The 22707-nt window shown below is 72.2% G+C and carries 17 protein-coding genes; 15 read left to right on the top strand and 2 right to left on the bottom strand.

Annotated features, from left to right (window positions below; all coding sequences use genetic code 11):
• The first annotated feature begins 92 nt into the window (after positions 1-92).
• From ABT114_RS08790 to ABT114_RS08750, 9 genes are all read left to right on the top strand, one after another.
• On the top strand, positions 93-1304 hold the full coding sequence (locus ABT114_RS08790; RefSeq protein ID WP_351140094.1) for an ROK family transcriptional regulator: 1212 nt from the start codon (positions 93-95) through the stop codon (positions 1302-1304).
• 63 nt (positions 1305-1367) lie between these two features.
• Positions 1368-2699 (top strand): ABC transporter substrate-binding protein, encoded by a 1332-nt coding sequence (locus tag ABT114_RS08785; RefSeq protein ID WP_351140550.1) that lies wholly within the window; start codon positions 1368-1370, stop codon positions 2697-2699.
• Positions 2700-2706: 7 nt separating this feature from the next.
• A complete protein-coding gene (locus ABT114_RS08780) occupies positions 2707-3648 on the top strand; it encodes a carbohydrate ABC transporter permease (RefSeq protein WP_351140092.1) in 942 nt (313 codons plus the stop codon).
• 2 nt (positions 3649-3650) lie between these two features.
• Entirely contained in the window at positions 3651-4544 is an 894-nt protein-coding gene (locus ABT114_RS08775) for a carbohydrate ABC transporter permease (RefSeq protein WP_351140090.1), read from the top strand.
• A 7-nt stretch (positions 4545-4551) separates the two neighbouring features.
• Complete coding sequence (locus ABT114_RS08770) at positions 4552-5817, top strand: 6-phospho-beta-glucosidase (RefSeq protein ID WP_351140088.1); 1266 nt, start codon at positions 4552-4554, stop codon at positions 5815-5817.
• Positions 5808-6779, top strand: coding sequence for an N-acetylglucosamine kinase (locus ABT114_RS08765; protein WP_351140086.1), 972 nt, complete (start codon positions 5808-5810; stop codon positions 6777-6779). The genes ABT114_RS08770 and ABT114_RS08765 overlap by 10 nt, the downstream gene beginning before the upstream one ends.
• A gap of 253 nt (positions 6780-7032) precedes the next feature.
• Positions 7033-8427 (top strand): GlnX family signal transduction membrane protein, encoded by a 1395-nt coding sequence (locus ABT114_RS08760; protein WP_351140548.1) that lies wholly within the window; start codon positions 7033-7035, stop codon positions 8425-8427.
• Between the two features lie 14 nt (positions 8428-8441).
• Positions 8442-9470 (top strand): glutamate ABC transporter substrate-binding protein, encoded by a 1029-nt coding sequence (locus ABT114_RS08755; protein ID WP_351140084.1) that lies wholly within the window; start codon positions 8442-8444, stop codon positions 9468-9470.
• A gap of 61 nt (positions 9471-9531) precedes the next feature.
• Entirely contained in the window at positions 9532-10857 is a 1326-nt protein-coding gene (locus ABT114_RS08750) for a coiled-coil domain-containing protein (protein ID WP_351140082.1), read from the top strand.
• Positions 10858-10882: 25 nt separating this feature from the next.
• On the opposite strand, the gene ABT114_RS50560 is transcribed toward ABT114_RS08750, so the two are convergent.
• Positions 10883-11233: a hypothetical protein gene (locus tag ABT114_RS50560; protein ID WP_502988128.1), complete on the bottom strand. Its 351-nt coding sequence runs from the start codon at positions 11231-11233 to the stop codon at positions 10883-10885.
• Between the two features lie 10 nt (positions 11234-11243).
• Between ABT114_RS50560 and ABT114_RS08745 the strand changes: the two genes are divergently transcribed.
• The 4 genes from ABT114_RS08745 to ABT114_RS08730 all read left to right on the top strand — a co-directional run bounded on the left by ABT114_RS08745 (position 11244) and on the right by ABT114_RS08730 (position 17693).
• Positions 11244-13424 (top strand): serine/threonine-protein kinase, encoded by a 2181-nt coding sequence (locus tag ABT114_RS08745; protein ID WP_502988125.1) that lies wholly within the window; start codon positions 11244-11246, stop codon positions 13422-13424.
• Positions 13425-14666 carry a PP2C family protein-serine/threonine phosphatase gene (locus tag ABT114_RS08740; protein WP_351140078.1) on the top strand — a complete coding sequence of 414 codons (1242 nt, stop codon included), beginning with the start codon at positions 13425-13427 and terminating at the stop codon, positions 14664-14666.
• Positions 14667-14774: 108 nt separating this feature from the next.
• Positions 14775-16157 carry a vWA domain-containing protein gene (locus ABT114_RS08735; RefSeq protein WP_351140076.1) on the top strand — a complete coding sequence of 461 codons (1383 nt, stop codon included), beginning with the start codon at positions 14775-14777 and terminating at the stop codon, positions 16155-16157.
• Positions 16158-16253: 96 nt separating this feature from the next.
• Positions 16254-17693, top strand: coding sequence for an FHA domain-containing protein (locus tag ABT114_RS08730; protein ID WP_351140074.1), 1440 nt, complete (start codon positions 16254-16256; stop codon positions 17691-17693).
• A 36-nt stretch (positions 17694-17729) separates the two neighbouring features.
• On the opposite strand, the gene ABT114_RS08725 is transcribed toward ABT114_RS08730, so the two are convergent.
• Entirely contained in the window at positions 17730-18713 is a 984-nt protein-coding gene (locus ABT114_RS08725; protein WP_351140072.1) for a methyltransferase domain-containing protein, read from the bottom strand.
• 129 nt (positions 18714-18842) lie between these two features.
• Here ABT114_RS08725 and ABT114_RS08720 point away from each other — a divergent pair, with 129 nt between their 5' ends.
• Both ABT114_RS08720 and ABT114_RS08715 read left to right on the top strand, forming a co-directional pair.
• Positions 18843-19256, top strand: coding sequence for a globin (locus tag ABT114_RS08720; RefSeq protein ID WP_351140070.1), 414 nt, complete (start codon positions 18843-18845; stop codon positions 19254-19256).
• 186 nt (positions 19257-19442) lie between these two features.
• Complete coding sequence (locus ABT114_RS08715) at positions 19443-22706, top strand: FtsX-like permease family protein (RefSeq protein ID WP_351140069.1); 3264 nt, start codon at positions 19443-19445, stop codon at positions 22704-22706.
• The last annotated feature ends 1 nt before the right edge of the window (position 22707 follow it).

Genomic DNA, 22707 nt, shown 5'->3' with positions numbered 1-22707 from the left:
CAGTGCTCGACGGGGCTCACCGACGATCAACGGATGGACTTCCCCACCAGGTCACTGGGAAGCTGGACAGCTGAGAGGCAGGTGTCGACCCCATGGCAGGAACGGCCGGTACGCCGGGCACCCCGCGCGTCCTGCGCGCCATGAACGACCGTGCCGCGCTCGACCTCCTCCTGGAGCACGGGCCACTGTCCCGCACCCGGATCGGCAAACTCACCGGCCTGTCCAAGCCGACCGCCTCCCAGCTGCTGGCCCGGCTGGAGGCGGCGGGGCTCGTCCTCGCCACCGGCACCAGCCGGGGGCGGCCCGGGCCCAGCGCCCAGCTGTACGAGGTCAACCCGGCCGCCGCCTACGCCGCCGGACTCGACGTCACCCCCGAACGCATCCACGCCGCCGTCGCCGACATCACCGGCCGCACGGTCGGCGCCTGCGAACTGCCCACCCCCGGCAGGCGGTCGGCGAAGTCCGTCGTCCAGCAGGTGACCGACGCCCTCGACGGCGCGGTGAAGGCGGCCGGTCTCACCCGCGACGACGTCCACCGGCTCGTCATCGGCACCCCCGGCGCCTTCGACCCCAACACCGGCCGGCTGCGCTACGCCTCCCACCTGCCCGGCTGGCACGCCCCCGCCCTCCTCGACGAACTCGCCGCCGCCCTGCCGATGCCGGTCGAGTACGAGAACGACGTCAACCTCGCCGCAGTGGCCGAACAGCACTTGGGCGCGGCCCGCGGACACGAGGACTTCGTCCTGCTGTGGAACGAGGGGGGCCTGGGTGCCGCCCTCGTGCTCGGCGGACGGCTGCACCGCGGCTGGACCGGCGGCGCCGGCGAGGTCGGCTTCCTGCCGGTGCCCGGCACGCCCCTGGTCCGCCAGGTGACCAAGGCCAACAGCGGCGGCTACCAGGAGCTGGCCGGTTCGCAGGCCATCCCCCGGCTGGCCCGGGAACTGGGCATCGCGGAGATCCCGACGGGCCCGTACGCCGAGGTCGCCGCCGCCGTCGTCGCCCGCGCGGCGGAGGCCGACGAGGGCCTCCACCGACAGCTGCTGGAGACGTACGCGACCCGGCTCGCCACCGGTCTCGCCTCCCTCGTCTCGGTCCTCGACCCCGAACTCGTCGTCCTCAGCGGCGCCTCGCTCACCGCCGGTGGCGAGGTGCTGCGGGCCCTGGTCCAGGCCGAACTGGAGGAGCTGGCCGCCGCCCGGCCCCGGCTCCTCGTCGGCGCCGTCACCGAACACCCCGTGCTGCGCGGCGCGTTGGAGAGCGCGCTGGCGGCCACCCGCGACGAGGTCTTCGACACCTCGCACTGATCCACTTCTTCCTCTCTCACCTCACCCCGCCCGCCCCAGGGAGACCCCGTCATGCCCGAAGTCATGCCCGACGTCATCCGAAAAGCGGCCATTGCCCTGACCGCGTCCCTGGCACTCCTCGCCACCGCCTGTACCGGCCAGTCCGGTTCCGCCGCGAACGACGACGCGTCGAAGGACACGACCATCAACTTCTGGCACGCCTGGAGCGCGCCCTCCGAGGTCAAGGCCGTGCAGTCGCTGATCGCCGGCTTCGAGAAGGAACACCCCAACATCCACGTCAACGTCGTCGGCAACATGACCGACGACAAGATCAACCAGGCGCTGCGGGCGGGCGGCGACAAGGCGCCCGACGTGATCTCCTCCTTCACCACGAACAACGTGGGCAAGTTCTGTTCCTCGGGCGCCCTGGTCGACCTCAACCCCTTCTTCAAGAAGTCCGGCATCGACCCCGAGGCGACCTTCCCGAAGGCGATGAACGAGTACACCCAGTTCGACGGCAACCGCTGCGCGGCACCGCTGCTGGGAGACGCGTACGGGCTCTACTACAACAAGACGGCATTCGCGAAGGCCGGCATCAAGAACCCGCCCAGGACGTGGTCCGAATTCGAGGCCGACGCGAAGAAGTTGACGATCGCCAAGGGTGACTCGTACGCACAGCTCGGGTTCATGCCGAACTACCACGGCTGGGAGTCGACGACCGATCACTATTTCGGGCAGTTCTCCCCGACGTACTTCGACAGCAGCGGAAAGTCGAACGTGGCCAAGGACCCCGCTTTCACGGCCGGTTTCACGCTCCAGAAGAAGCTCGTCGACGAACTCGGCGGATTCCAGAAGCTGGAGAAGTTCCGTTCCACGCTGGGCGACGAGTGGGGCCCCAAGCACCCGTTCCAGACCGGCCAGGTCGCGATGCAGCTCGACGGCGAGTGGCGTCTGGGCATGGCCACGGAGGCCAAGCCGGACTTCGAGATCGGCGTCGCCCCGCTGCCCGTGCCCGACGACCAGGCCGACCAGTACGGCAAGGGCTACATCACCGGCACGATCACCGGTATCGCCGCCACCAGCAAGAAGCAGAACGCGGCCTGGGAACTGGTGAAATACATGACCACCGACACGGACGCGGTCGTGAACTTCTCCAACGCCATCCACAACGTCCCCTCCACGCTGGCCGCCCTGAAGTCGCCGAAGCTGAAGTACGACCCGCGTTTCAAGACCTTCCTCGACATCGCGGCGAACCCGGACTCGACCACGACTCCCGCCTCGATCAACGGCGGTGTGTACCTCGTGACGATCCAGCAGTTCGGCTACGACTACGAGAGCGGTAAGACGAAGGACCTCGAGTCGGGCCTGGCCGCGACGGCCAAGCAGATCGACACGGACATCGCGCAGGCGAAGTAGCACAGCGATGAGCACCGTCACCCTGGCGTCGAAGCACCGCCGCGCGGCACTTCGCAACCTCGCCTTCCTCTCGCCCTGGCTGATCGGCTTCGCGGTCTTCTTCGCGTACCCGCTGATCTCGACGGTCTACTTCTCGTTCATGCACTACGACGGTTTCAGGCCGCCGACGTGGAGCGGAACGAAGAACTGGACGTACGTCTTCCAGCACTATCCCCTCTTCTGGCCCGCCCTGCGCAACACCCTGTGGCTGGTCCTCGTCGTGGTGAGCCTGCGGGTCGTCTTCGGACTCGGCGTGGGCCTCCTCATCACGAAGATCAAGACGGGTACGGGCGTCTTCCGCACCCTCTTCTACCTGCCGTACCTGGCCCCGCCCGTCGCGGCCACCATGTCCTTCGCCTTCCTCCTCAACCCCGGTACGGGACCGGTCAACTCGCTCCTCGAGAAGATCGGCATCCCGGCGCCCGGCTGGTTCAACGACCCCGCCTGGTCCAAGCCGGCCCTCACGTTGATGTTCCTGTGGGGCGTCGGCGACCTCATGGTCATCTTCATGGCCGCGCTGCTCGACGTACCCAGGGAGCAGTACGAGGCGGCCGAGCTGGACGGAGCGTCGGCGTGGCAGCGCTTCCGCTACGTCACGCTCCCGAACATCTCCCCGATCGTGATGTTCGCGGTGGTCACCGGCGTGATCCAGGCGATGCAGTGCTACACCCAGCCGCTGATCGCGGGAAAGGTCGCCTCGGGCGTCATCCAGGGCGCGGGCACGCAGTTCGAGCCCGGCTACCCGGAGAAGTCGACCCTCACCCTCCCTCAGCTCGTCTACAACCTCGGCTTCCAGCGCTTCGACTACGGCTCCGCGTGCGTGGTGGCACTCGTTCTCTTCGTCCTGTCGATGGTGTTCACCGCGTTCCTGATGCGGCGCCGGGGCGGTCTCTTCCAGGCAGGTGACTGACCATGACCCAAGTACTCGACAAACGGGTGGAGTTGAAGGCGCCGGTCACGCCCGCCGAGCGCACGGCCCGGCGCCGGGCCGTGCTGGAGTGGATCGCGGTGCACTCCCTCGGCGTCACGGCCGCCCTCTTCTTCGTCCTCCCCTTCGTGTTCGTGTTCCTGACCTCGCTGATGAACGACACCCAGGCACTCAGCCGCGACCTGATCCCGCGCACCTGGGAATGGGCCAACTACAAGAAGGTCTTCGACACACCCGGCTTCCTGACCTGGTGGAAGAACACGCTGATCTACGCCGGTCTCGGCACCGTCCTGACGGTCGTGTCGTCGATCCCGGTGGCGTACGCGCTCGCCAAGTTCCGCTTCCGCGGCCGGAACCTGGCGCTCATGCTGGTGATCTCGATGATGATGCTGCCCCCGCAGGTCGTCATCATCCCGATGTACCTTTTCTGGGCGAAGCAGCTGGGGCTGTCGGGCACGCTGTGGCCGCTGATCATCCCGCTGGCGTTCGGCGACGCGTTCTCCATCTTCCTGCTGCGCCAGTTCCTGATGACGATCCCGAACGAGTACGTGGACGCGGCGAAGGTCGACGGCTGCAGCGACCTCCGCACCCTGCTGAAGGTCGTCATCCCGATGGCGAAGCCGGGCATCGCGGCCGTCGCGCTCTTCCAGTTCTTCTCCGCCTGGAACGACTACTTCGGCCCGCAGATCTACGCCTCCGAGAACCCGGGCGCCTGGACCCTGTCCTACGGCCTGGAGTCCTTCAAGGGCGCCCACCACACCGACTGGAACCTCACCATGGCCGCCACCGTGCTGGTCATGGCCCCCGTGATCCTCGTGTTCTTCTTCGCCCAGAAAGCGTTCGTCGAGGGCGTCACGCTCACCGGAGTAAAGGGTTGAACCAGCTATGAAACTCACCGTGGTCGGCGGCGGCTCGACCTACACACCCGAACTCATCGACGGCTTCGCCCGCCTGCGCGACACCCTGCCCATCGAGGAACTGGTGCTGGTCGACCCGGCGGCGGACCGACTGGAGCTGGTCGGTGGCCTGGCCCGCCGCATCTTCGCCAGGCAGGGCCACACCGGCCGTATCGTCACCACCGCCGACCTGGACGCGGGCGTCGACGGCGCGGACGCCGTCCTCCTCCAGCTCCGCGTCGGCGGGCAGGCGGCCCGCCGGCAGGACGAGACCTGGCCCCTGGAGTGCGGCTGCATCGGCCAGGAGACGACGGGCGCGGGCGGCCTGGCCAAGGCGCTGCGCACGGTGCCGGTGGTCCTGGACATCGCCGAACGGGTCCGCCGTACGAACCCGAACGCCTGGATCATCGACTTCACCAACCCGGTCGGCATCGTCACCCGCGCCCTGCTCCAGGCCGGGCACAAGGCGGTCGGCCTGTGCAACGTGGCGATCGGTCTCCAGCGGAAGTTCGCGGGACTGCTCGGCGTCACCCCCGCCGACCTCCACCTCGACCACGTGGGCCTCAACCACCTCACCTGGGAGACCGCGGTCCGGCTGGGCGGTCCCGAGGGCGAGGACGTCCTGCCCAAGCTGCTGAGCACGCACGGCGACACCATCGCCGCCGACCTGCGCCTGCCCCGGGCGCTCCTGGACCGGCTGGGCGTCGTCCCGTCGTACTACCTGCGCTACTACTATGCGCACGACGAAGTCGTACGGGAACTGCGCACGAAGCCGTCGCGGGCGGCCGAAGTGGCCGCGATGGAGCGGGAACTGCTGGCGCTGTACGGCGACCCGGCCCTGGACGAGAAGCCGGAGCTGCTCGCCAAGCGGGGCGGCGCCTACTACTCGGAGGCGGCGGTGGACCTCGCGGCCGCGCTGCTGGGCGGGACCGGAAGCCCGTACCAGGTGGTCAACGCGTACAACCACGGCACGCTGCCCTTCCTCCCGCCGGACGCGGTGATCGAGGTGCAGGCGGCGGTGGGCCCGACTGGGCCGGCCCCGCTGCCGGTCCCGCCGGTGGACCCGCTCTACGCGGGCCTGATGGCGAACGTGACGGCCTACGAGGACCTGGCCCTGACGGCCGCCCTGCACGGCAGCCGCCGCCGCGTCTTCCAAGCCCTTCTCGCCCACCCCCTCATCGGCCAGTACGAGTACGCCGAGACCCTCACCGACCAGCTGATCGCACACAACCGGGAGCACCTCGCGTGGGCCTGACCGGATGCGTCCTCGCCATCGACGCCGGCAACAGCAAGACCGACGTCGCGGTCGTGGCGGCCGACGGAGACGTCCTCGCCACGGCCCGCGGCGGCGGGTTCCGGCCGCCCATCGTGGGGGTGACGGCGGCGGTGGACGTGCTGGCGGAGGCGGTCGGCCGGGCGTACGCGGCGGCGGGCGTCACCTCCGTCGCCCACGTCTCGGCCTGCCTGGCCAACGCCGACCTGCCGGTGGAGGAGGAACAGCTGGCCGCCGCGCTGCACGCGCGCGCGTGGGGCACGACCGTGGACGTCCGCAACGACACCTTCGCCGTCCTGCGGGCGGGCGTGGCCGAGCCCCGCGGCGTCGCCGTGGTGTGCGGCGCCGGCATCAACTGCGTCGGCATGCGCCCCGACGGCCGCACCGCGCGCTTCCCGGCGCTCGGCCGTATCTCCGGCGACTGGGGCGGCGGCTGGGGCCTGGCGGAGGAGGCCCTGTGGCACGCCGCCCGCGCGGAGGACGGCCGCGGCGGCCCCACGGCACTGGCCCGGACGCTGCCCGCGCACTTCGGCCTCGACTCCATGTACGCGCTGATCGAGGCACTGCACCTGGAACACGTCGCACCCGCCCGGCGCCACGAACTGGCCCCCGTCCTCTTCGCCACGGCGGCGCAGGGCGACCCGGTGGCCCGCACGGTCGTCGACCGCCTGGCCGAGGAGGTCGTGGCCATGGCCATGGTCGCCCTGACCCGCCTCGACCTGCTGAGCGAGGAGACCCCGGTCCTGCTCGGCGGCGGCGTCCTGGCAGCGGGCCACGCCCAACTGAACGACGGAGTGCGGGACCTGCTCGCGTTCCGGGCCCCGAAGGCGGTACCGAGGGTGGTGACGGCGCCTCCGGTGCTGGGGGCGGCGCTGTTGGGGCTGGATCGGGCGGGGGCGGGGGATGAGGTGCAGGAGAGGGTGCGGGCTCACTACCAGTCCTGAGCCCTGAGTCCTCGGCCGAGCCGCGGGCGGGGAACCGAACAGATTCCCGCAGCGTATTCATGGGCAGGGGGTTGGACGGAGCCCGGCGCCCCACCGACGGTTTCCGCTGCGATCCGATCAAGATCCAGCGAAGCCCGGTGCGGATGTCGGTCCCGGCAGCGATACTTGCGTCGACGGATGACCACGGGGGAGGTCAGCAGTGACTCAAGCGCCGAAGGGCAGCGCGGCACCACCGAGTTCGGGCGTGCCCACGATGCCCGGGGTCCCACCGCAGCCGGGGACGCGCCCCGACCCGGCAGGGCCGCCCGACGTGCCCACGCCCGCCGCCCCACCCCGCAGAACCGCGTTCGCGGAGGGCGTCGACCGCCTGCGCACCGCCGCGACCACGGAACCCGGCCGCCTGCGCATCATCGGCGCGCTCCTCGCCGTCCTCGTCGTCGCGTTCGGCGCCGTCACCGCGTGGCAGATGACCGACCGCGCGGCGGCGGCCGACGACGTGCTCCACAAGAGCCAGCCTCTCACCTCCGCCGCCGCCGACATCTACCGCTCGCTCGCCGACGCCAACACCGCCGCCTCCAGCGGCTTCCTGGCCGGCGGGCAGGAGACGGCCGCGTCCCGCGACCGCTACGAAGCCGACATCGACACGGCCGCCGCCAAGCTCGTCACGGCCGCCAACAACTCCGACCCGGGCTCCCCCGCGGCGGCGACCATAACCAAGCTCAACAAGCTGCTGCCGGAGTACAAGGGCCTGGTCGAGCGCGCCCGCACCTACAACCGGCAGGGCTTCCCGGTGGGCGGCGCCTACCTGCGGTACGCGAACGAGAAGATGCAGCACGACATGCTGCCGGCGGCGCAGGACCTCTACACCAAGGAGAACCGTCGCCTGAGCGACGACTACGCGCAGGCGACGCCCTACCCCTGGGCGGCGATCGCCCTCGGCGTCCTCGCCCTCGCCGCGCTCGCCTGGGCCCAGCACCGCAACTACCGGCGCACGAACCGAGTGCTGAACCACGGCCTGGTCGCCGCCACGGCCACCGCGACGGTCGTCCTGCTCTGGCTCGTCGTCGGCCACAGCGTGGCCCGCGCCGACCTGAACGACTCCTACGACCACGGCGTCCGCTCGCTGAACGTGCTGCACGACGCCCGCATCGCCTCCCTCAAGGCCCGCGGCAACGAGAACCTCACCCTGGTGGCCCGCGGTGCCGAGACGGTCGAGGTGGGCACCGAGCAGGTCGACGCCTACGACCACGACTTCACCACGGACATGGACGACCTCGGCAAGGGCCTGGCCGCGGCGGAGAAGCTCGCCGACGACCAGCAGGGCACCAAGCCGGTCACGTCGGCCGTCGCCAACATGACGGAGTGGAAGAAGCGGCACACCGCCGCCCGCGAACAGGACGAGAACGGCAACTACCAGCAGGCACTCGACCAGGTGATCGGCGGCAAGGGCGCGACCGGCGAGTGCTTCGACAGTGTCGACACCCATCTCGCCAACGCACTCACCCACGAGCAGGGCGAGTTCCGGCAGGCGGCCGGTGACGGCCTGGCCGCGATGACCGGACTGCCGCTGGGCGCCGCCCTCCTCGCCGTGCTGGGCGCGGCGGGCGCGGTGCTCGGCATCGGGCGCAGGCTTTCGGAGTACCGGTGAAAGGGGGCGTGACGATGCATGTGCGACGAGTGCGGGCCGGCCTGAAGGGCTGGGGCGGAGTGGGCGCCATGGCGGCCGTCTGCGCCCTGGCACTGGCCTTCGTGCTGCTGCTGCCGCTGACCCAGTCACACGGCGACGGCAGTACGGGCGAGGGCGGTCAGGGTCTCGCCACCGGCAGCCAGGTGCGGGCCGAGGACTGCGACGCCCCGGAGAAGCAGACGCTGTCGCCGTCGAGTGCGGACGGCGCCACCATCGAGGCCATCAAGAGCCGTAAGGGCGAGAAGCGCAAACTGATCGTCGGCGTCGACCAGAACAGCTACCGCTGGGGCTACCGGGACCCGAACAACGAGGGCTCCGAGCTCGAGGGCTTCGACATCGACCTGGTGCACCGGATCGCCCAGGACATCCTGGGCGACGCGAACGCGGTCCAGTTCAAGGCCATCCCCACCAACGAGCGCATCCCGGCGATCAAGGACGGCCGGGTCGACATGATCGTGCGCACGATGACCATCAACTGCGCCCGCCTGGACGAAGTCGCGTTCTCCGCGCCCTACTTCAAGACCGGCCAGCAGGTCCTGGCGCCCAAGTCGTCGACGATCAAGGGCTACGACAGCACGCTGGCGAAGAAGAGGATCTGCACGGCGAAGGGCTCCACCGCGTACACCAAGCTGGACGAGGACAAGAAGGCGGGCCGGCTCTCCTCCTCCGCCGACATATCCACCACCGTCCCCAACCAACTCGACTGCCTGGTACGGCTCCAGCTCGGCGAGGTCGACGCGGTGGTCACCGACGGCGCGCTCGCCGCGAGCCAGGCCGCGCAGGACCCCACGGTCGAGCTGAAGGGCGCCGCGTTCACCACCGAGTACTACGGCGTGGCGATGAAGAAGGACGCCGACGATCTGGTACGCCGGGTCAATCAGATCCTGGTCGACTACCGCGGCGACGGCTGGCAGGCCTCGTACGACAAGTGGCTGTCGGCGACACTGGGGAAGGACGCGACGCCGTCGAAGCCGCCGGCACCGCAGTACCTGCGCACGAGCTGACCGGGCACGGCAGAAGGACCACGAACCGAACAACCCCCAATCCAGCAGCGAGAGGTGATCGATGGGCGTCACGGACCCCGCCGGGCCGGTGATGGACCGGGACGAGGTGGACCGTGCGCTGGCGCGGCTCGGCGCGGAGCACGAGGCGATCGAGACCTCGCTCCTCTCCCTCCAGGACCACGCGGGCCGCAGACTCCTCGAGGGCGCCGCGCTCACGGGCACCACCCGGGAGCGCTGGACGTCCGCGGAGGCGTCGATCACGCTGCTGTGGGCGTACTTCGACGCCTACACGGACGCGCTGCGCTCGGCGCGTGACATCCGCGCCCGCCGCCGCTGGTCCAGCCGCGAGGACCTGGTGGAGCTGACCGAGCTGCTGCGCGGCGAGTCCGTCACGGTCGCCGGCAGCGCGACGGCCACGGCGAACGCGCCGACGCTGTCCGGCTCGGCCCGGCTCAGCCAGAGCTTCTCGCTCGTCACGCTGGTGGAGCGGATGAACGAGCTGTACGCGTCCTCGCTGGACATGGTCGTCGCCGCCGACGCGGTCTGGTCGGCGCTGCCCGCCCGGATCGATTTACTGGCCGCGGAACTCCAGCGCACCCGCCAGCTCGCGCACTCCGTGGGCGTGCGCCCCGGCGAGCATCCGGCGGGCGACGACCTGGAGCGCATCACGCGCACCCTGACGGCCCTGCGCGAGCAGGTGGTGTCCGACCCGCTCGCCTACTGGCTCCCGGCGCGGGGCAGTTCGGCACCGGGCGGCGGCAGGCCGGACACGACGGTGTACGACCGTGAGGCCCGCGCGCTGGATGACGTACGCCGGGAGATCGACGCCGTGCTGACGGTCCGCCAGGACGCCGAGCAGCGGCTGGTCAGGCTGCGCGACGTGCTCTCCCGCGCGGACCGCACGCTCGCCGAGGCGCGCACCGCGCGCGGCGAGGTCCTCGCGAAGATCGCCGCCACGGAGGTGCCGGTCGTCAGCGGTCCGCCGACCGTGCTGCAGGAGCAGCTGGCGACGGCCGCCGAGTATCGCAGACACGCCCAGTGGCACCGTCTGTCGCCGCTCCTGGAGTCCCTGGAGCAGCGGGCGGAGGACGAACTGCTGCGCGCCCGCGAGTCGTTGACCGCGGTCACCGCGCCCCTGGCGGTCCGCGCGGAGCTGCGCGGCCGTCTCGACGCGTACAAGGCGAAGATCGCCCGGCATGGCCTCGCGGAGGATCCGTTCCTGATCGAGCGGTACGACGCGGCGCGCCGCATGCTGTGGAGCGCGCCCTGCGACCTGCGCGTCGCCGAACAGGCCGTGCTGCGCTACCAGCACGCGGCCGTCGAACTGCTCGGCGTCCCGCGCGTGCCGGGGCAGGGCGGGCCTCAGGACCGTAGGGGGGAGCAGTAGCCATGAGTCAGGCAGGTCAGGCGTGTCAGCGGCCGGGCTGCGAGGGGTCGTACGAGGACGTGGGCGACGGCGAGCTGTACTGCGACACCTGCGGTCTCGCGCCGGTCGTCTCGGCGGGAGGTCTGGTCGGCTCCCTGCCCAGCGGTGTCAGCGGGGGCGGCAAGGGTTCGGCGGGCAGCGGCAGTTCGGGCTCCAGCGCGCGCAGCGACCGCAGTTCGCGTACGTCGTCGCAGTCGTCGAAGTCGCGGCGCTCGGTCTCGGGACGCCTCTCGCGCTCCGTGTCGGGCCGGTCCACGGGCCGCTCGGTCTCGGTGCGCAGCTCAGGCTCCAGCGCGCAGGGCTCCGCCCGCAGCCGGCTCGGCGCCGGGCTGGTCACGGTCCCGCAGGTGCCGCGGCCCGACCCGCGCGCGATGGTCCTGGAGAACCCGGAGGTGCCCGAGCGCAAGCGGTTCTGCTCGCGCTCCGACTGCGGTGCGCAGGTGGGGCGTTCGCGCGGTGACCGGGTGGGGCGTACGGAGGGCTTCTGCACGAAGTGCGGCCACCCGTACTCGTTCGTCCCGAAGCTGCACACCGGTGACATCGTGCACGGCCAGTACGAGGTCGTGGGCTGTCTGGCGCACGGCGGGCTGGGCTGGGTCTACCTGGCCGTGGACCGCGCGGTGTCGGACCGGTGGGTGGTGCTGAAGGGCCTCCTGGACACCGGGGACGAGGACGCCCTGGCCGCCGCGGTCGCCGAGCGCCGCTTCCTCGCCGAGATCGAGCACTCCAACATCGTGCGGATCTACAACTTCGTGGAGCACCTCGACCAGCGGACGGGTTCGCTGGACGGGTACATCGTCATGGAGTACGTCGGCGGCAAGTCGCTGAAGGAGATCGCCAACGACCGCCGTACAGCTGACGGCAAGCGCGATCCGTTGCCGGTGGAGCAGGCGTGCGCGTACGGCATCGAGGCGCTGGAGGCGCTCGGTCATCTGCACAGCCGCAACCTGCTGTACTGCGACTTCAAGGTCGACAACGCCATCCAGACCGAGGACCAGCTCAAGCTGATCGACATGGGCGCGGTGCGCAGGCTGGACGACGAGGAGTCGGCCATCTACGGCACGGTGGGCTACCAGGCGCCCGAGGTGGCGGAGGTCGGCCCGTCGGTGGCCAGCGACCTGTACACCGTCGGCCGCACGCTCGCCGTCCTCACCTTCGACTTCCAGGGCTACACGAGCGTCTTCGCGGACTCCCTGCCCGACCCCGACAACATCGAGGTGTTCCGCCAGTACGAGTCCTTCTACCGGCTGCTGGTGCGCGCCACCGACCCCGACCCGGCGCGCCGGTTCGCCTCCGCGCAGGAGATGGCGGAGCAGCTGACAGGTGTGCTGCGGGAGGTCGTCTCCCTCCAGACGGGACGGGCGCGGCCCGCGCTGTCGACGCTGTTCGGGCCCGAGCTGAAGGTCACGGACACCGAGTTGTTCCCGCGGCTGGACGGGGACGTGTCGCGGCTGGGGGCGCGGGTGGTTCCCGTCCGGCGTTCCGCGTCCGCCGCTCAGCCGCCCGGCGCGGGAGCCGCACAGGCCTCTGGTGTTGCCGGTCTCGGTCAGGTCCCCGGCCCCGGACCCGCTCTCGCGCCCGGTCTCGTCAAGCCGGTTGCCGCCCCCGCCGCGGCCCTCGCCCTGCCGGTCCCCCATGTCGACCCCTCCGACCCCAACGCCGGTTTCCTGGCGGGCCTGATGGCCTCGGCACCGGCCGAGCTGATCAGTGCCCTGTCGGCCGCGCCGGCCCTGTCCGTGGAGACGCGGCTGCGGCAGATCCGCGCCTGGCTGGAGAACGGCGACTCGGCGACCGCGCTGAACGCCCTGGGCACCCTGGAGAGGGAGCGCCCGGAAGACTGGCGTGTGGTCTGGCTCCGGGGCGTGGCCGCGCTGGTGACCGGCGACCACGAGGGCGCCGCGCTCTCCTTCGACGCGATCTACGACGCCTTCCCCGGCGAGCCCGCCCCCAAGCTGGCCCTCGGCCTGTGCGCGGAGGTGCTCGGGCAGCTGGACAACGCGGCCGAGTACTACCGCCTGGTGTGGTCGACCGACCCCAGCTATGTGAGCGCGGCGTTCGGCCTGGCCCGGGTCCACCTCGCGGCCGGGGACCGTCGTAGCGCCGTACGGACGCTGGAGTCGGTGCCGGAAAGCTCCATTCACTTCATAGCCGCACGAGTGGCGGCCGTCCGTGCCCGGCTGCGACAACAGACCGAAGGCCCCTCGGTCGTTCCCTTCCTGGAGGATCTGACCGCCGCCGCGGCGCAGGTCGAGGCGCTGGACGCGTACGGTCTGGATCCGACGCGGCGCGAGCAGTTGTCCACAGAGGTGCTCGGCTGCGCGCTGGACTGGATACTCTCCGGTGGCCGGGCTTCCGCCCCGACCGCCGCCGAGGGACGGGCGCTGCTCGGCAGCGGCCTGGACGAACGGGGCCTCAGGTTCGGCCTGGAGCGCTCGTACCGCACGCTGGCCCGGCTGGCGACCGGCGGCGAGGAAAGGATCGACCTGGTGGAACGTGCCAATCGTTACCGCCCCCGGACGTGGGTGTAGTTGATGTCGCAGATGCCCCAGCAGGCCGCCTTGTCGCGGTGTCCGAGCTGCGAGGAGCCGCTCGAGTCGGGTGACCGTTTCTGCGGTGCGTGCGGATACGACCTGTCCGCCGTACCGCCGCATCCGGACGACCATCCGACGCTCACCATGAACGGCTCGGCGCCGCAACCGGCGGTCCCTCCGGTGGCTCCGGTCACCCCGCCGTCCGGCTCCCCGGTGTCATCCGTCACCGGCGTACGGTTCGATCAGCCCGGGGAGCCCGAGGAGTACGCCCTGCAGGCGCCCGACCCACGCGTGGCCGTCGAGCTCACCGCGGCGGCCGAGGAGGCGAAGGTGTGCGTGGCCTGCCGGGCCGGCTGGGTGGACGGCGACGGCTACTGCGAGGTCTGCGGGCACGCCCAGCCACGCGAACGCGACCACATGGAGCAGCAGGCGGGCCCGATCGCGGCCGTCAGCGACCGCGGCCTGCGCCACCACCGCAACGAGGACGCGTTCGCCGTCTGCGAGAGCGCGCTGCCCGACGGCTCCCCCGCGCTCGTCGCGATCGTCTGCGACGGTGTCTCCTCCGCGACGCGCCCGGACGACGCCTCGCTCGCCGCCTCCCGCGCGGCGAACGAGTCCCTGCTGACCGCCCTGCCGCGCGGCACGCACCCGCAGCAGGCGATGCACGACGCGATCGTCGCCGCCTCGCACGCGGTCAACGCGCTCGCCCGGGAACCGGAGACAGCCCGCGAACACGCCCCGCACCAGAACGCGCCCGCCTGCACCCTGGTCGGCGCCGTGGTCACCACCGGCCTGCTGGTCGTCGGCTGGGTCGGCGACAGCCGCGTCTACTGGGTCCCGGCCGACCGCGGTTCACCCCCGGCCCGGCTCACCGAGGACGACTCGTGGGCCGCGCAGATGGTCGCCGCGGGCCTGATGAGCGAGGCGGAGGCCTACGCCGACGAGCGCGCCCACGCCATCACCGGCTGGCTCGGCGCCGACGCCTACGAACTGGAGGCGCACACCGCTTCCTTCAAGCCCGACCGGCCGGGTGTGGTGGTGGTGTGCACGGACGGCCTGTGGAACTACGCAGAGGCGGCCGAGGAGATGGCCGAGGCACTCCCCCTCGACGCCGTCGTGCGTCCGCTGCACAGCGCCCGGGTTCTGGTCGGCCACGCCCTGGACGGCGGGGGCCACGACAACGTAACAGTGGCCGTGCTGCCGTTCCCTGCCCCGCCGTTGGGGGCAGGATCGGCCTGAGGCCGCAAACAGGGAAGAACCCCTGAAGCACCGACGGACCGGAGGGGACCGGCCCGTACCCAGTCATCACCCCACAACCGTGGGGTTTCGAGGGGGATTTGAGCAGGCATGGCCAATTTGTCGAAGTCGAACGTGCCGCAGTTCTCGATGGACGTCTACCAGAACGAGTACCTGCCGGAGGGTGGCCGCGAGGTCAACGCGATCGTCACGGTGACCGCGACCGGCGGCGGTACGGTCGGGAGCGCGGTCGGGGCGCCGCACCTGTACACGCCGGGGCAGGGCCCGTCCGCGGGCGTGGCGATCATGGTCGACTGTTCGGGTTCGATGGACTACCCGCCGACGAAGATGCGCAACGCCCGCGACGCCACGGCCGCCGCGATCGACACCCTGCGCGACGGCGTGCACTTCGCGGTGATCGGCGGCACGCACGTGGCCAAGGAGGTCTACCCGGGCGGGGGCCGGCTCGCGGTGGCCGATGCCACCACCCGCGACCAGGCCAAGCAGGCGCTGCGCAAGCTGAGCGCCGGCGGCGGTACGGCGATCGGCACCTGGCTGCGTCTCGCCGAACGCCTGCTGTCCTCGGCCGACGTCGCGATACGCCACGGCATCCTGCTCACCGACGGCCGCAACGAGCACGAGTCGGCACAGGACCTCAAGGCGTCCCTGGACCACTGCGCCGGACGCTTCACCTGTGACGCCCGCGGCGTCGGCACCGACTGGGAAGTGAGAGAAGTCACAGGGATCGCCTCCGCGCTGCTCGGCACCGCCGACATCGTCGCCGACCCGGCCGGGCTCGCCGCCGACTTCACGCAGATGATGGAGACGGCCATGGGCAAGGAGGTCGCCGACGTCGCGCTGCGGCTGTGGACCCCGGTCGGCACGTCCATCAAGTACGTCAAGCAGGTCGCGCCCACCGTCGAGGAGCTGACCGACCGCAGGACCGAGGCCGGGCCGCGCGCCGGCGACTACCCCACCGGATCCTGGGGCGACGAGTCTCGCGACTACCACGTCTGCGTCGAGGTACCGCCCGCGAACATCGGCCAGGAGATGCTGGCCGCCCGCGTGTCCCTGGTGATCCCGCAACCTGGGGGCACCTCCCGCTCGAGCGGAGCCGAGAGTGGGGGAGGCAGCGTCCAGAACCTGGGCGCCCAGGGTCTCGTACGGGCCGTGTGGACCGACGACATGACGGCGTCGACCTCGATCAATCCGCAGGTCGCGCACTACACCGGCCAGGCCGAACTGGCCCAGGCCATCCAACAGGGCCTCGATCTTCGCAAAGCGGGCGATATCGATGGAGCAACGGCCAAACTAGGCCGGGCCGTTCAGCTCGCCAGCGCCTCCGGGAACGCCGATACTGCGAAACTGCTTGCGAAGGTGGTGGACGTGGTCGACGAGACGACAGGTACTGTGCGATTGAAGGCGAAGGTCGCGGAGGCCGACGAGATGACTCTCGAGACACGGTCCACAAAGACTGTTCGTGTAAAGAAGTGACCTAGCAGGACACTGCAAAGCAGCGAGCCCGCCCCCCTTGGGGTTGGAGAAAAATCCGGTCAGAGTGGCCGGAAAAGGAGAGGGGGAAGCGCCGACATGCCGACCTGCCCGAACGGACACCAGTCGGGTTCCGACGACTGGTGCGAGGTCTGCGGTCACCGCATGGCCGGTGCCGTACCTCCGCCCCCTCCACCGCCCCCGCCCGGCGGCTACGGCTTCCCGCCCCCGCCGCCCGGTTCCGGCGGCCAGCCCGGCCCCGGCGGACGGCACCTGTCCGCCGTGCAGAACGGCGAGCCCGAGCTCTGCCCGCAGTGCCGTACGCCCCGCGAGGGCGGCGCGCCGTTCTGCGAGGAGTGCCGGTGGAACTTCCTGACCAACACGGCGACCTCCTACACCCCGGCCGCCCCGCGCCCGCCGGCGCCCGGCCCGGCCGTGCGCTTCCAGCAGCCGCCCGGTCCGCCCGGAGGCCCCGGTGCTCCCGGTGGTCCTGGAGCTCCTGGCGCTCCTGGGCCTTCCTTCGGCGGCGGTGACTCGTTCGACTACCAGAGCTCCCGCCCGTCGCAGGTGAACCGGCCCGCCGAACCGATCCCGCCGTTCGGCGCGGACCCGTCGGGGCGGTCCGGGCCGCCGCCCGGGCAGCCCGGTTCGCCCGGTTCATCCGGCTTCCCCGGTCCTTCCGGTCAGCCCGGCCGGCCCGGTCCTGCCGGCCCGCCCGCATTCGGTGCGGACCCGTCGCGGCCGGTCCCCCCGCCGCCCGGACCTACGCCGACCGCCGGTCCGGGCCCCGGTCCCGGGGGTCCTGGTTTCGGAAGTCCTGGGGGTCCTGGGGGTCCTGGGGGTCCTGGTCCTGGTTCGACCAGTGGTGCTCCGCAGGCGTTCCAGCAGTCCGGGCCGCAGGCTCCGCCGAGGTTCCCGCAGGAGACGGGCCGCCCGCAGCCGGGTGGCCCGCAGCAGGGCGGTCCGTCCTTCGGCGGCGGTGACGACGACTGGGTGATCTCCCCGCCGTCGGGCCCCGCTCCGGGCGGTCCCGGTGCTCCGGGTGGCCCCGGTGCGCCCGGTGGTGGTTACGGCTACCCGCAGCCCGGTTCGACGCAGGCCCCGCCGTCCGGCCCCGCCTTCCCGCAGCAGCCGGCGACGTGGACGGCGACCATCGGCCCGGACCGCACGTACTTCATGGCGATGATGCAGCGCTCCGGCCCCGAGGCCGCGGGCCTGAACCTGCCCGCGTACTCGCCCGAGCAGCAGCGCACGCTCACCGGCAACCAGATCACCATCGGCCGCCGTCGCCACTCCACCGGCGAGACCCCCGACGTCGACCTGTCGGTGCCGCCGGAGGACCCGGGCGTCTCGCACCAGCACGCGGTGCTGGTGCAGCAGCCGGACGGCAGCTGGGCGGTCGTCGACCAGAACTCGACGAACGGCACGACGGTCAACGGCTCCGAGGAGCCCATCCAGCCCTTCGTACCGGTGCCGCTGCAGGACGGAGACCAGGTACACGTGGGCGCCTGGACGACGATCACGATCCGGCGAGGTTAGTCGGTCGGTCAGCCGGTCAACCGGTCAACCGGTCGGTCAACCGGGGAGGGGCCACACGTAAGGCCCCTCCGGGTCGTCCAGCCACGCCCACTCGTGCTCGCCGCCGACCGTGATGCCGTACCGCTCGCGCTGTGGCATGCCCTCGCGCTCCCACAGCGCGTACGCCTCCTGCGGATCGAGGCTGCCGCGGGTCAGGGCCAGCAGGAACCGGAACAGTTCGTCGTCACGCGCCCGGCGCGGCACCCCGCCCAGCGGCGGCGGCTCCGGCTCCGGCCGGCCGTCGCCACGCAGGGGAACGAAGTAGGCGGGCGTGTGCAGGAAGTGGCCCTCGGCGTGCCCGGTGTCCCGTACCGTCAGCGCGATCAGGCCGGTGGCCAGCGGCGCCAGGATCCGGCCGCCCGGGCGGCACTGGGTGAGCCAGGCGCGCGGGACCGAGCTCAGCGTGCAGGTGGCGATGATCCGGTCGAACGGGGCGCGTTCGGGAACTCCGCGTGCGCCGTCGCCGGTGACGACGGCGGGGCGGTACCCGGCGGCCGTGAGGTGTTGGCGGGCCGCCTCGGTGATCTCGGGGTACAGGTCGACGGTGGTGACCAGGTCGTCGCCGAGGCGGTACGACAGCAGGGCCGCGTTGTAGCCGGTGCCGGCGCCGATCTCCAGTACGCGGTCGCCCTCCGCCACCCGCAGCTCGGCCAGCATCATCGCCATCAGGGACGGCTGGCTGCTGGAGGAGACCAGCTCGCCGTCGCGCAGCCGGGTGGCGAGCGGGGCGTCGGCGTAGGCGCCGCGCAGCCAGCGCTCACGGGCGCGCGGGTCGGGGCTCTCGCCCCAGCAGCGTTCGTACCCGCCCAGGACACCGATGTAGTAGTACGGCACGAAGAGGTGACGCGGGACCGCCGCGAACGCCTCCTTCCACGCCGGATCCGAGTCGAAGGCCCCGCTCGTCTCGATCTCGCGCACCAACGCCGCCCGCGCCGAGGTGGCGAGGTCGTCCAGGTCCTTGTCGAGCGTGTGCGTGCTCATGGGTCCACTCTCCTGCGGGAGGCGGCGCGAGGCGAATGACGGGGCCGAGTGGCGGAGCCGGCCGATCCGGAATCCCGCCTCAGAAGTGAGGTCCTAAGCCTTGAGTCCTCCGTCACCCCGTCTGAGACCATGGGGTACGTGAAAGAGATTCGGCGCGGCACGCTTCAGGAGCAGACCTTCTACGAGCAGGTCGGCGGGGAGGAGACCTTCCGCCGGCTCGTCCACCGTTTCTACGAGGGAGTCGCAGAGGATCCGATCCTGCGGCCCATGTACCCGGAAGAGGACCTGGGGCCGGCCGAGGAGCGCCTCACGCTGTTCCTGATCCAGTACTGGGGCGGGCCCACGACCTACAGCGACAACCGCGGCCACCCCCGCCTGCGCATGCGGCACGCCCCGTTCACCGTCGACCAGGCCGCGCACGACGCCTGGCTGAGGCACATGCGGGACGCCGTCGACGACCTCGGCCTGTCCGAGGAGCACGAGACGACGCTGTGGAACTACCTGACGTACGCGGCGGCCTCGATGGTGAACACACGTGAATGAACACACGTGAATGAACACACCTGAGTGACCCGCCCTTACTGACGCGCGGTGAGCGACGTGCGGATTCCGGTCGTACGGCACCGGAATCCGGTCACAATCCGGTCAAGCCCGGTCCATAAACGCTTACCTGTGGCCCGGCCCCTCTGACAGCATCACCCGGAGATCCGGACGACGGCGGGGGGCCGAGTGACGGGGTGGGCAGGGCAGGCACGGTTCGTTCTCCTGCGGGCGCGTACGCATCGCCCGCTCCTCGCCGCCGCGCTGCTGACCGTCCTGCTGACCACGGCCGTCCTGGCCACGCTCACCGCTTACGCGGGCGCGATCGGCGACGCGGCCCTGCGGCACTCCCTGACGGAGACCCGCAACGCCGCCGACGCCGCGCTGATCGTCAAGGCCGACGTACCCGCCGGCGGCCGCGCGGCCGCCGACAGCGCCGTACGTGACGGAGCCCGTGAGACGTTCGGCGGGCTGCCGGTGACCGTGCGGAGCCTGCTGCGGTCCGGCCCGTACGCGCTGCCGCGCTCCCTGCAACCGGCGGCCGAGCGGTCCGGGGACCCCGACCTCACACACTTCGCCGCCCTGGACAGCACCCAGGTGCGGATCGTCGCCGGGCGGCAGCCCCGGCAGGCCACGGCGGAGGTCGAGGTGGCCCTGCCCCAGTCCGCCGCCCGGCTCCTCGGCCTGGCACCCGGCGCCCGCCTCACCCTCGTCGACCGGCTCGGCGGTCCGGCGATACGCGTGCGGATCACCGGCGTGTACCGGCCCGTCGACGCCGACGCCCCGTACTGGCGGCTGGACGACCTCGGCGGCCGCGGCGTCAAGCAGTCCGGCTTCACGACCTACGGCCCCCTGCTCACCCCGCCCGGCGTCCTGACCGCCGGGCAGGTGAGCGCCGGTCAGTCGGGCTGGCTGGCGTCGGCCGACTTCACCACGCTCACCACCGGTCGGATCGACGCCCTGCGCGAGGCCGCCCGCACCGGAAGCGCGGCGCTGCGCAAACAGCCGGCCCTGAGCGGCACCACAGCCGCGAGCACCTCCCTCCCCGACGTCCTCGACCGCGTCGAACGCTCCCTGCTCGTCGCCCGCTCCACACTCCTGATCGTCGCCCTCCAGCTCACCCTGCTCGCGGCCTGCGCCCTGCTGCTGGTGGCCCGGCTGCTGAGCGCCGAACGCGCGGGCGAGACCCGGGTGTTGCGAGCGCGCGGCGCCTCCCGGGCGCGGATCGCGGGCCTCGCCGCGCTGGAGGCGCTGCTGGTCGCGGTGCCCTCGGTGATCTGCGCGCCGCTCCTCGCGGGGCCGCTGACCCGGCTGCTCGCCGGGCAGGGGACGCTGGCCCGGATCGGGCTGCGGCCCGACGTGCCGGCCGGCGGGGGCGCCGGGGTGTGGCTGGTGGCGGCGGGCGTGGCCCTGCTGTGCGCGCTGGCGGTGACGGTGCCGGCGCTGCGGGCGTCGTTCGAGGGCGCGTTCCTGAAGCGGGCCGGCGCGCTGCCCGCCCCCCTGCGCGCCGGCGCGGATCTCGGTCTGCTCGCGGTCGCCGGGGTCGCCTACTGGCAGTTGGGCAGCCGGAACTCCGGCGCCGTCAGCGGCGACAGCGCCGGGACCCTCGGCATCGACCCGCTGCTCGTCGCCGCGCCCGCGCTGGCCCTGCTCGCCGGGACGGTGCTGACGCTGCGGCTGCTGCCGCCGGTGGCGCGGCTGGCCGAGCGCCGGGCGGCCGGCGGGCGGGGGCTGGCCTCGGCGCTGGCGGGCTGGCAGTTCAGCCGGCGTCCGATGCGCGGCGCGGGCCCGGTGCTGCTGCTGGTCCTCGCCGTCGCCCTCGGCATGCTGGCGATCGGGCAGGGCGCCTCCTGGCACCGCTCGCAGGGCGACCAGGCGGACTTCACGGCCGGGGCGGCGGTGCGCGTCCTCGGCGCCGGGGAGGGCGGGTTGGGCCGCACCGACACGTACGCGGCCGTCCCCCACGTCACGGCGGCCGCCCCCGCCGTCCGTACGACACTGCCCCTGTCCGGCAGCCGCACGGCGACCGTACTGGCGCTGGACACGGCGCACGCGGCCGACGCGGTGCTGATCCGCCGGGACCTGGCGTCCGGGCACCCGCTGGCCGGACTCGCCCCGAGGCGGGCGTCGGCGGGGGCAGCGGTACCCGCGGGCACCGCCCGGCTGCGCCTGACCGCGACCCTGCACAGCTCGGGCCCGGGGATGTCCGCGGACGTGACGCTCACCCTCGAGGACCGCTACGGAACCCCGTACCGGATCCCGTCGGGCCGACTCCCCGCCGACGGCCGCCCGCACACCCTGACCCCGGACCTGGCCGGCGCCGGGGGCCCGCTGACGCTGACGGGACTGCAACTGATCATGGACCAGCCGATCGGACGCGCCCAGCAACACCGCCTCACCCTGGGCGAGCTGACCGCCACGGACACCGACGGGACGGTACGGCGGCTGCCGCTGCCCACCGCCTGGACGGCCGCCTACAGCAGCGACGGAACGTCCGAGCCCGGCGGCGGCAACGACCCGACCCGCCCCCGCGTCACCTCCTCCGCACCGCCCGCCGTCGAGTACGGCACGGGCTACGTCCCCCGCGAATACACCTGGGTCGTCTCGGCGTTGACGGTCCGCCTCCAGGTCGCGCAGCCCGCGGCGGCCGAGGTCACGGCGATCGCGACCGACCGCTTCCTGTCCTCGGCGGGCGCGCACACCGGGCAGCGCGTGGACGTGCCGTTCGGCGGCCGGACCGTGCCGGTACGGATCGTGCGCTCCGTACGAGAACTGCCGACCACCGTCGACTCGTCGGGCTCCTCGGACACCGGCGGGGCCCTGCTGGTCGATCTGCGGTCCGTGAACCGGCTGCTGGAGGCGCGCTACGGCGCGAGCGTGCCGCCCACCGAGTGGTGGCTGCGGACGGCGGCTCAGGACGACGCGGCCCGGGTGGCGGCAGCCCTGCGCGCCCGGCCGGAGGTGGATCCCGCGCAGGTGGTGGTGCGGGACGAGATCGCCGAGGAGCTGCGCGACGACCCGTTCGGGGCGGGCCCCGAGGCCGCGTTCACCGCGGCGGCCGGGGTGGCGGCGGCGCTGGCCGCGGTCGGCTTCGCGGTGAGCGCCGCCGGGTCCCTGCGGGAGCGGGACGCCGAGTTCGCGGTCCTGCGCGCCCTGGGCGCCCCGCGCCGCCGGCTGGCCCGCATGATCGCCGTCGAGCACGGAGTCCTGGTGGCGCTGGCCCTCCTGGTGGGCGCGGCCCTGGGCACCGTACTGACCCGGGCGGTGATCCCCCTGGTCGTACTGACCGGCCAGGCCACCCGCCCCGTGCCGCCGGTCCTGGTCGAACTGCCGCTCCCCCGCGTGGCCCTCCTGCTGGCGGCCGTGGCCGTCACCCCGCTGCTGGTCACGGCGGTACTGGCGGTGCGGCGGACGGATCCGGTGGTGACGCTCAGGGATCAGGGGGGTGAGTGAG

This window comes from Streptomyces sp. NPDC002088, from assembly GCF_040296605.1.
Taxonomy (GTDB): Bacteria; Actinomycetota; Actinomycetes; order Streptomycetales; family Streptomycetaceae; genus Streptomyces.
This window is presented reverse-complemented; position numbering and strand designations above follow the sequence as displayed.

Excerpts from the sequence above, each read along its gene's own strand:
- ABT114_RS08760 (WP_351140548.1), top strand. The coding sequence starts at position 7,033 with ATGCCCGGGGTCCCACCGCAGCCGGGGACGCGCCCCGACCCGGCAGGG.
- ABT114_RS08725 (WP_351140072.1), bottom strand. The coding sequence starts at position 18,713 with ATGAGCACGCACACGCTCGACAAGGACCTGGACGACCTCGCCACCTCG.
- ABT114_RS08790 (WP_351140094.1), top strand. The coding sequence starts at position 93 with ATGGCAGGAACGGCCGGTACGCCGGGCACCCCGCGCGTCCTGCGCGCC.
- ABT114_RS08780 (WP_351140092.1), top strand. The coding sequence starts at position 2,707 with ATGAGCACCGTCACCCTGGCGTCGAAGCACCGCCGCGCGGCACTTCGC.
- ABT114_RS08770 (WP_351140088.1), top strand. The coding sequence starts at position 4,552 with ATGAAACTCACCGTGGTCGGCGGCGGCTCGACCTACACACCCGAACTC.
- ABT114_RS08750 (WP_351140082.1), top strand. The coding sequence starts at position 9,532 with ATGGGCGTCACGGACCCCGCCGGGCCGGTGATGGACCGGGACGAGGTG.
- ABT114_RS08755 (WP_351140084.1), top strand. The coding sequence starts at position 8,442 with ATGCATGTGCGACGAGTGCGGGCCGGCCTGAAGGGCTGGGGCGGAGTG.
- ABT114_RS08775 (WP_351140090.1), top strand. The coding sequence starts at position 3,651 with ATGACCCAAGTACTCGACAAACGGGTGGAGTTGAAGGCGCCGGTCACG.
- ABT114_RS08730 (WP_351140074.1), top strand. The coding sequence starts at position 16,254 with ATGCCGACCTGCCCGAACGGACACCAGTCGGGTTCCGACGACTGGTGC.
- ABT114_RS08785 (WP_351140550.1), top strand. The coding sequence starts at position 1,368 with ATGCCCGACGTCATCCGAAAAGCGGCCATTGCCCTGACCGCGTCCCTG.
- ABT114_RS08735 (WP_351140076.1), top strand. The coding sequence starts at position 14,775 with ATGGCCAATTTGTCGAAGTCGAACGTGCCGCAGTTCTCGATGGACGTC.
- ABT114_RS08720 (WP_351140070.1), top strand. The coding sequence starts at position 18,843 with ATGGGGTACGTGAAAGAGATTCGGCGCGGCACGCTTCAGGAGCAGACC.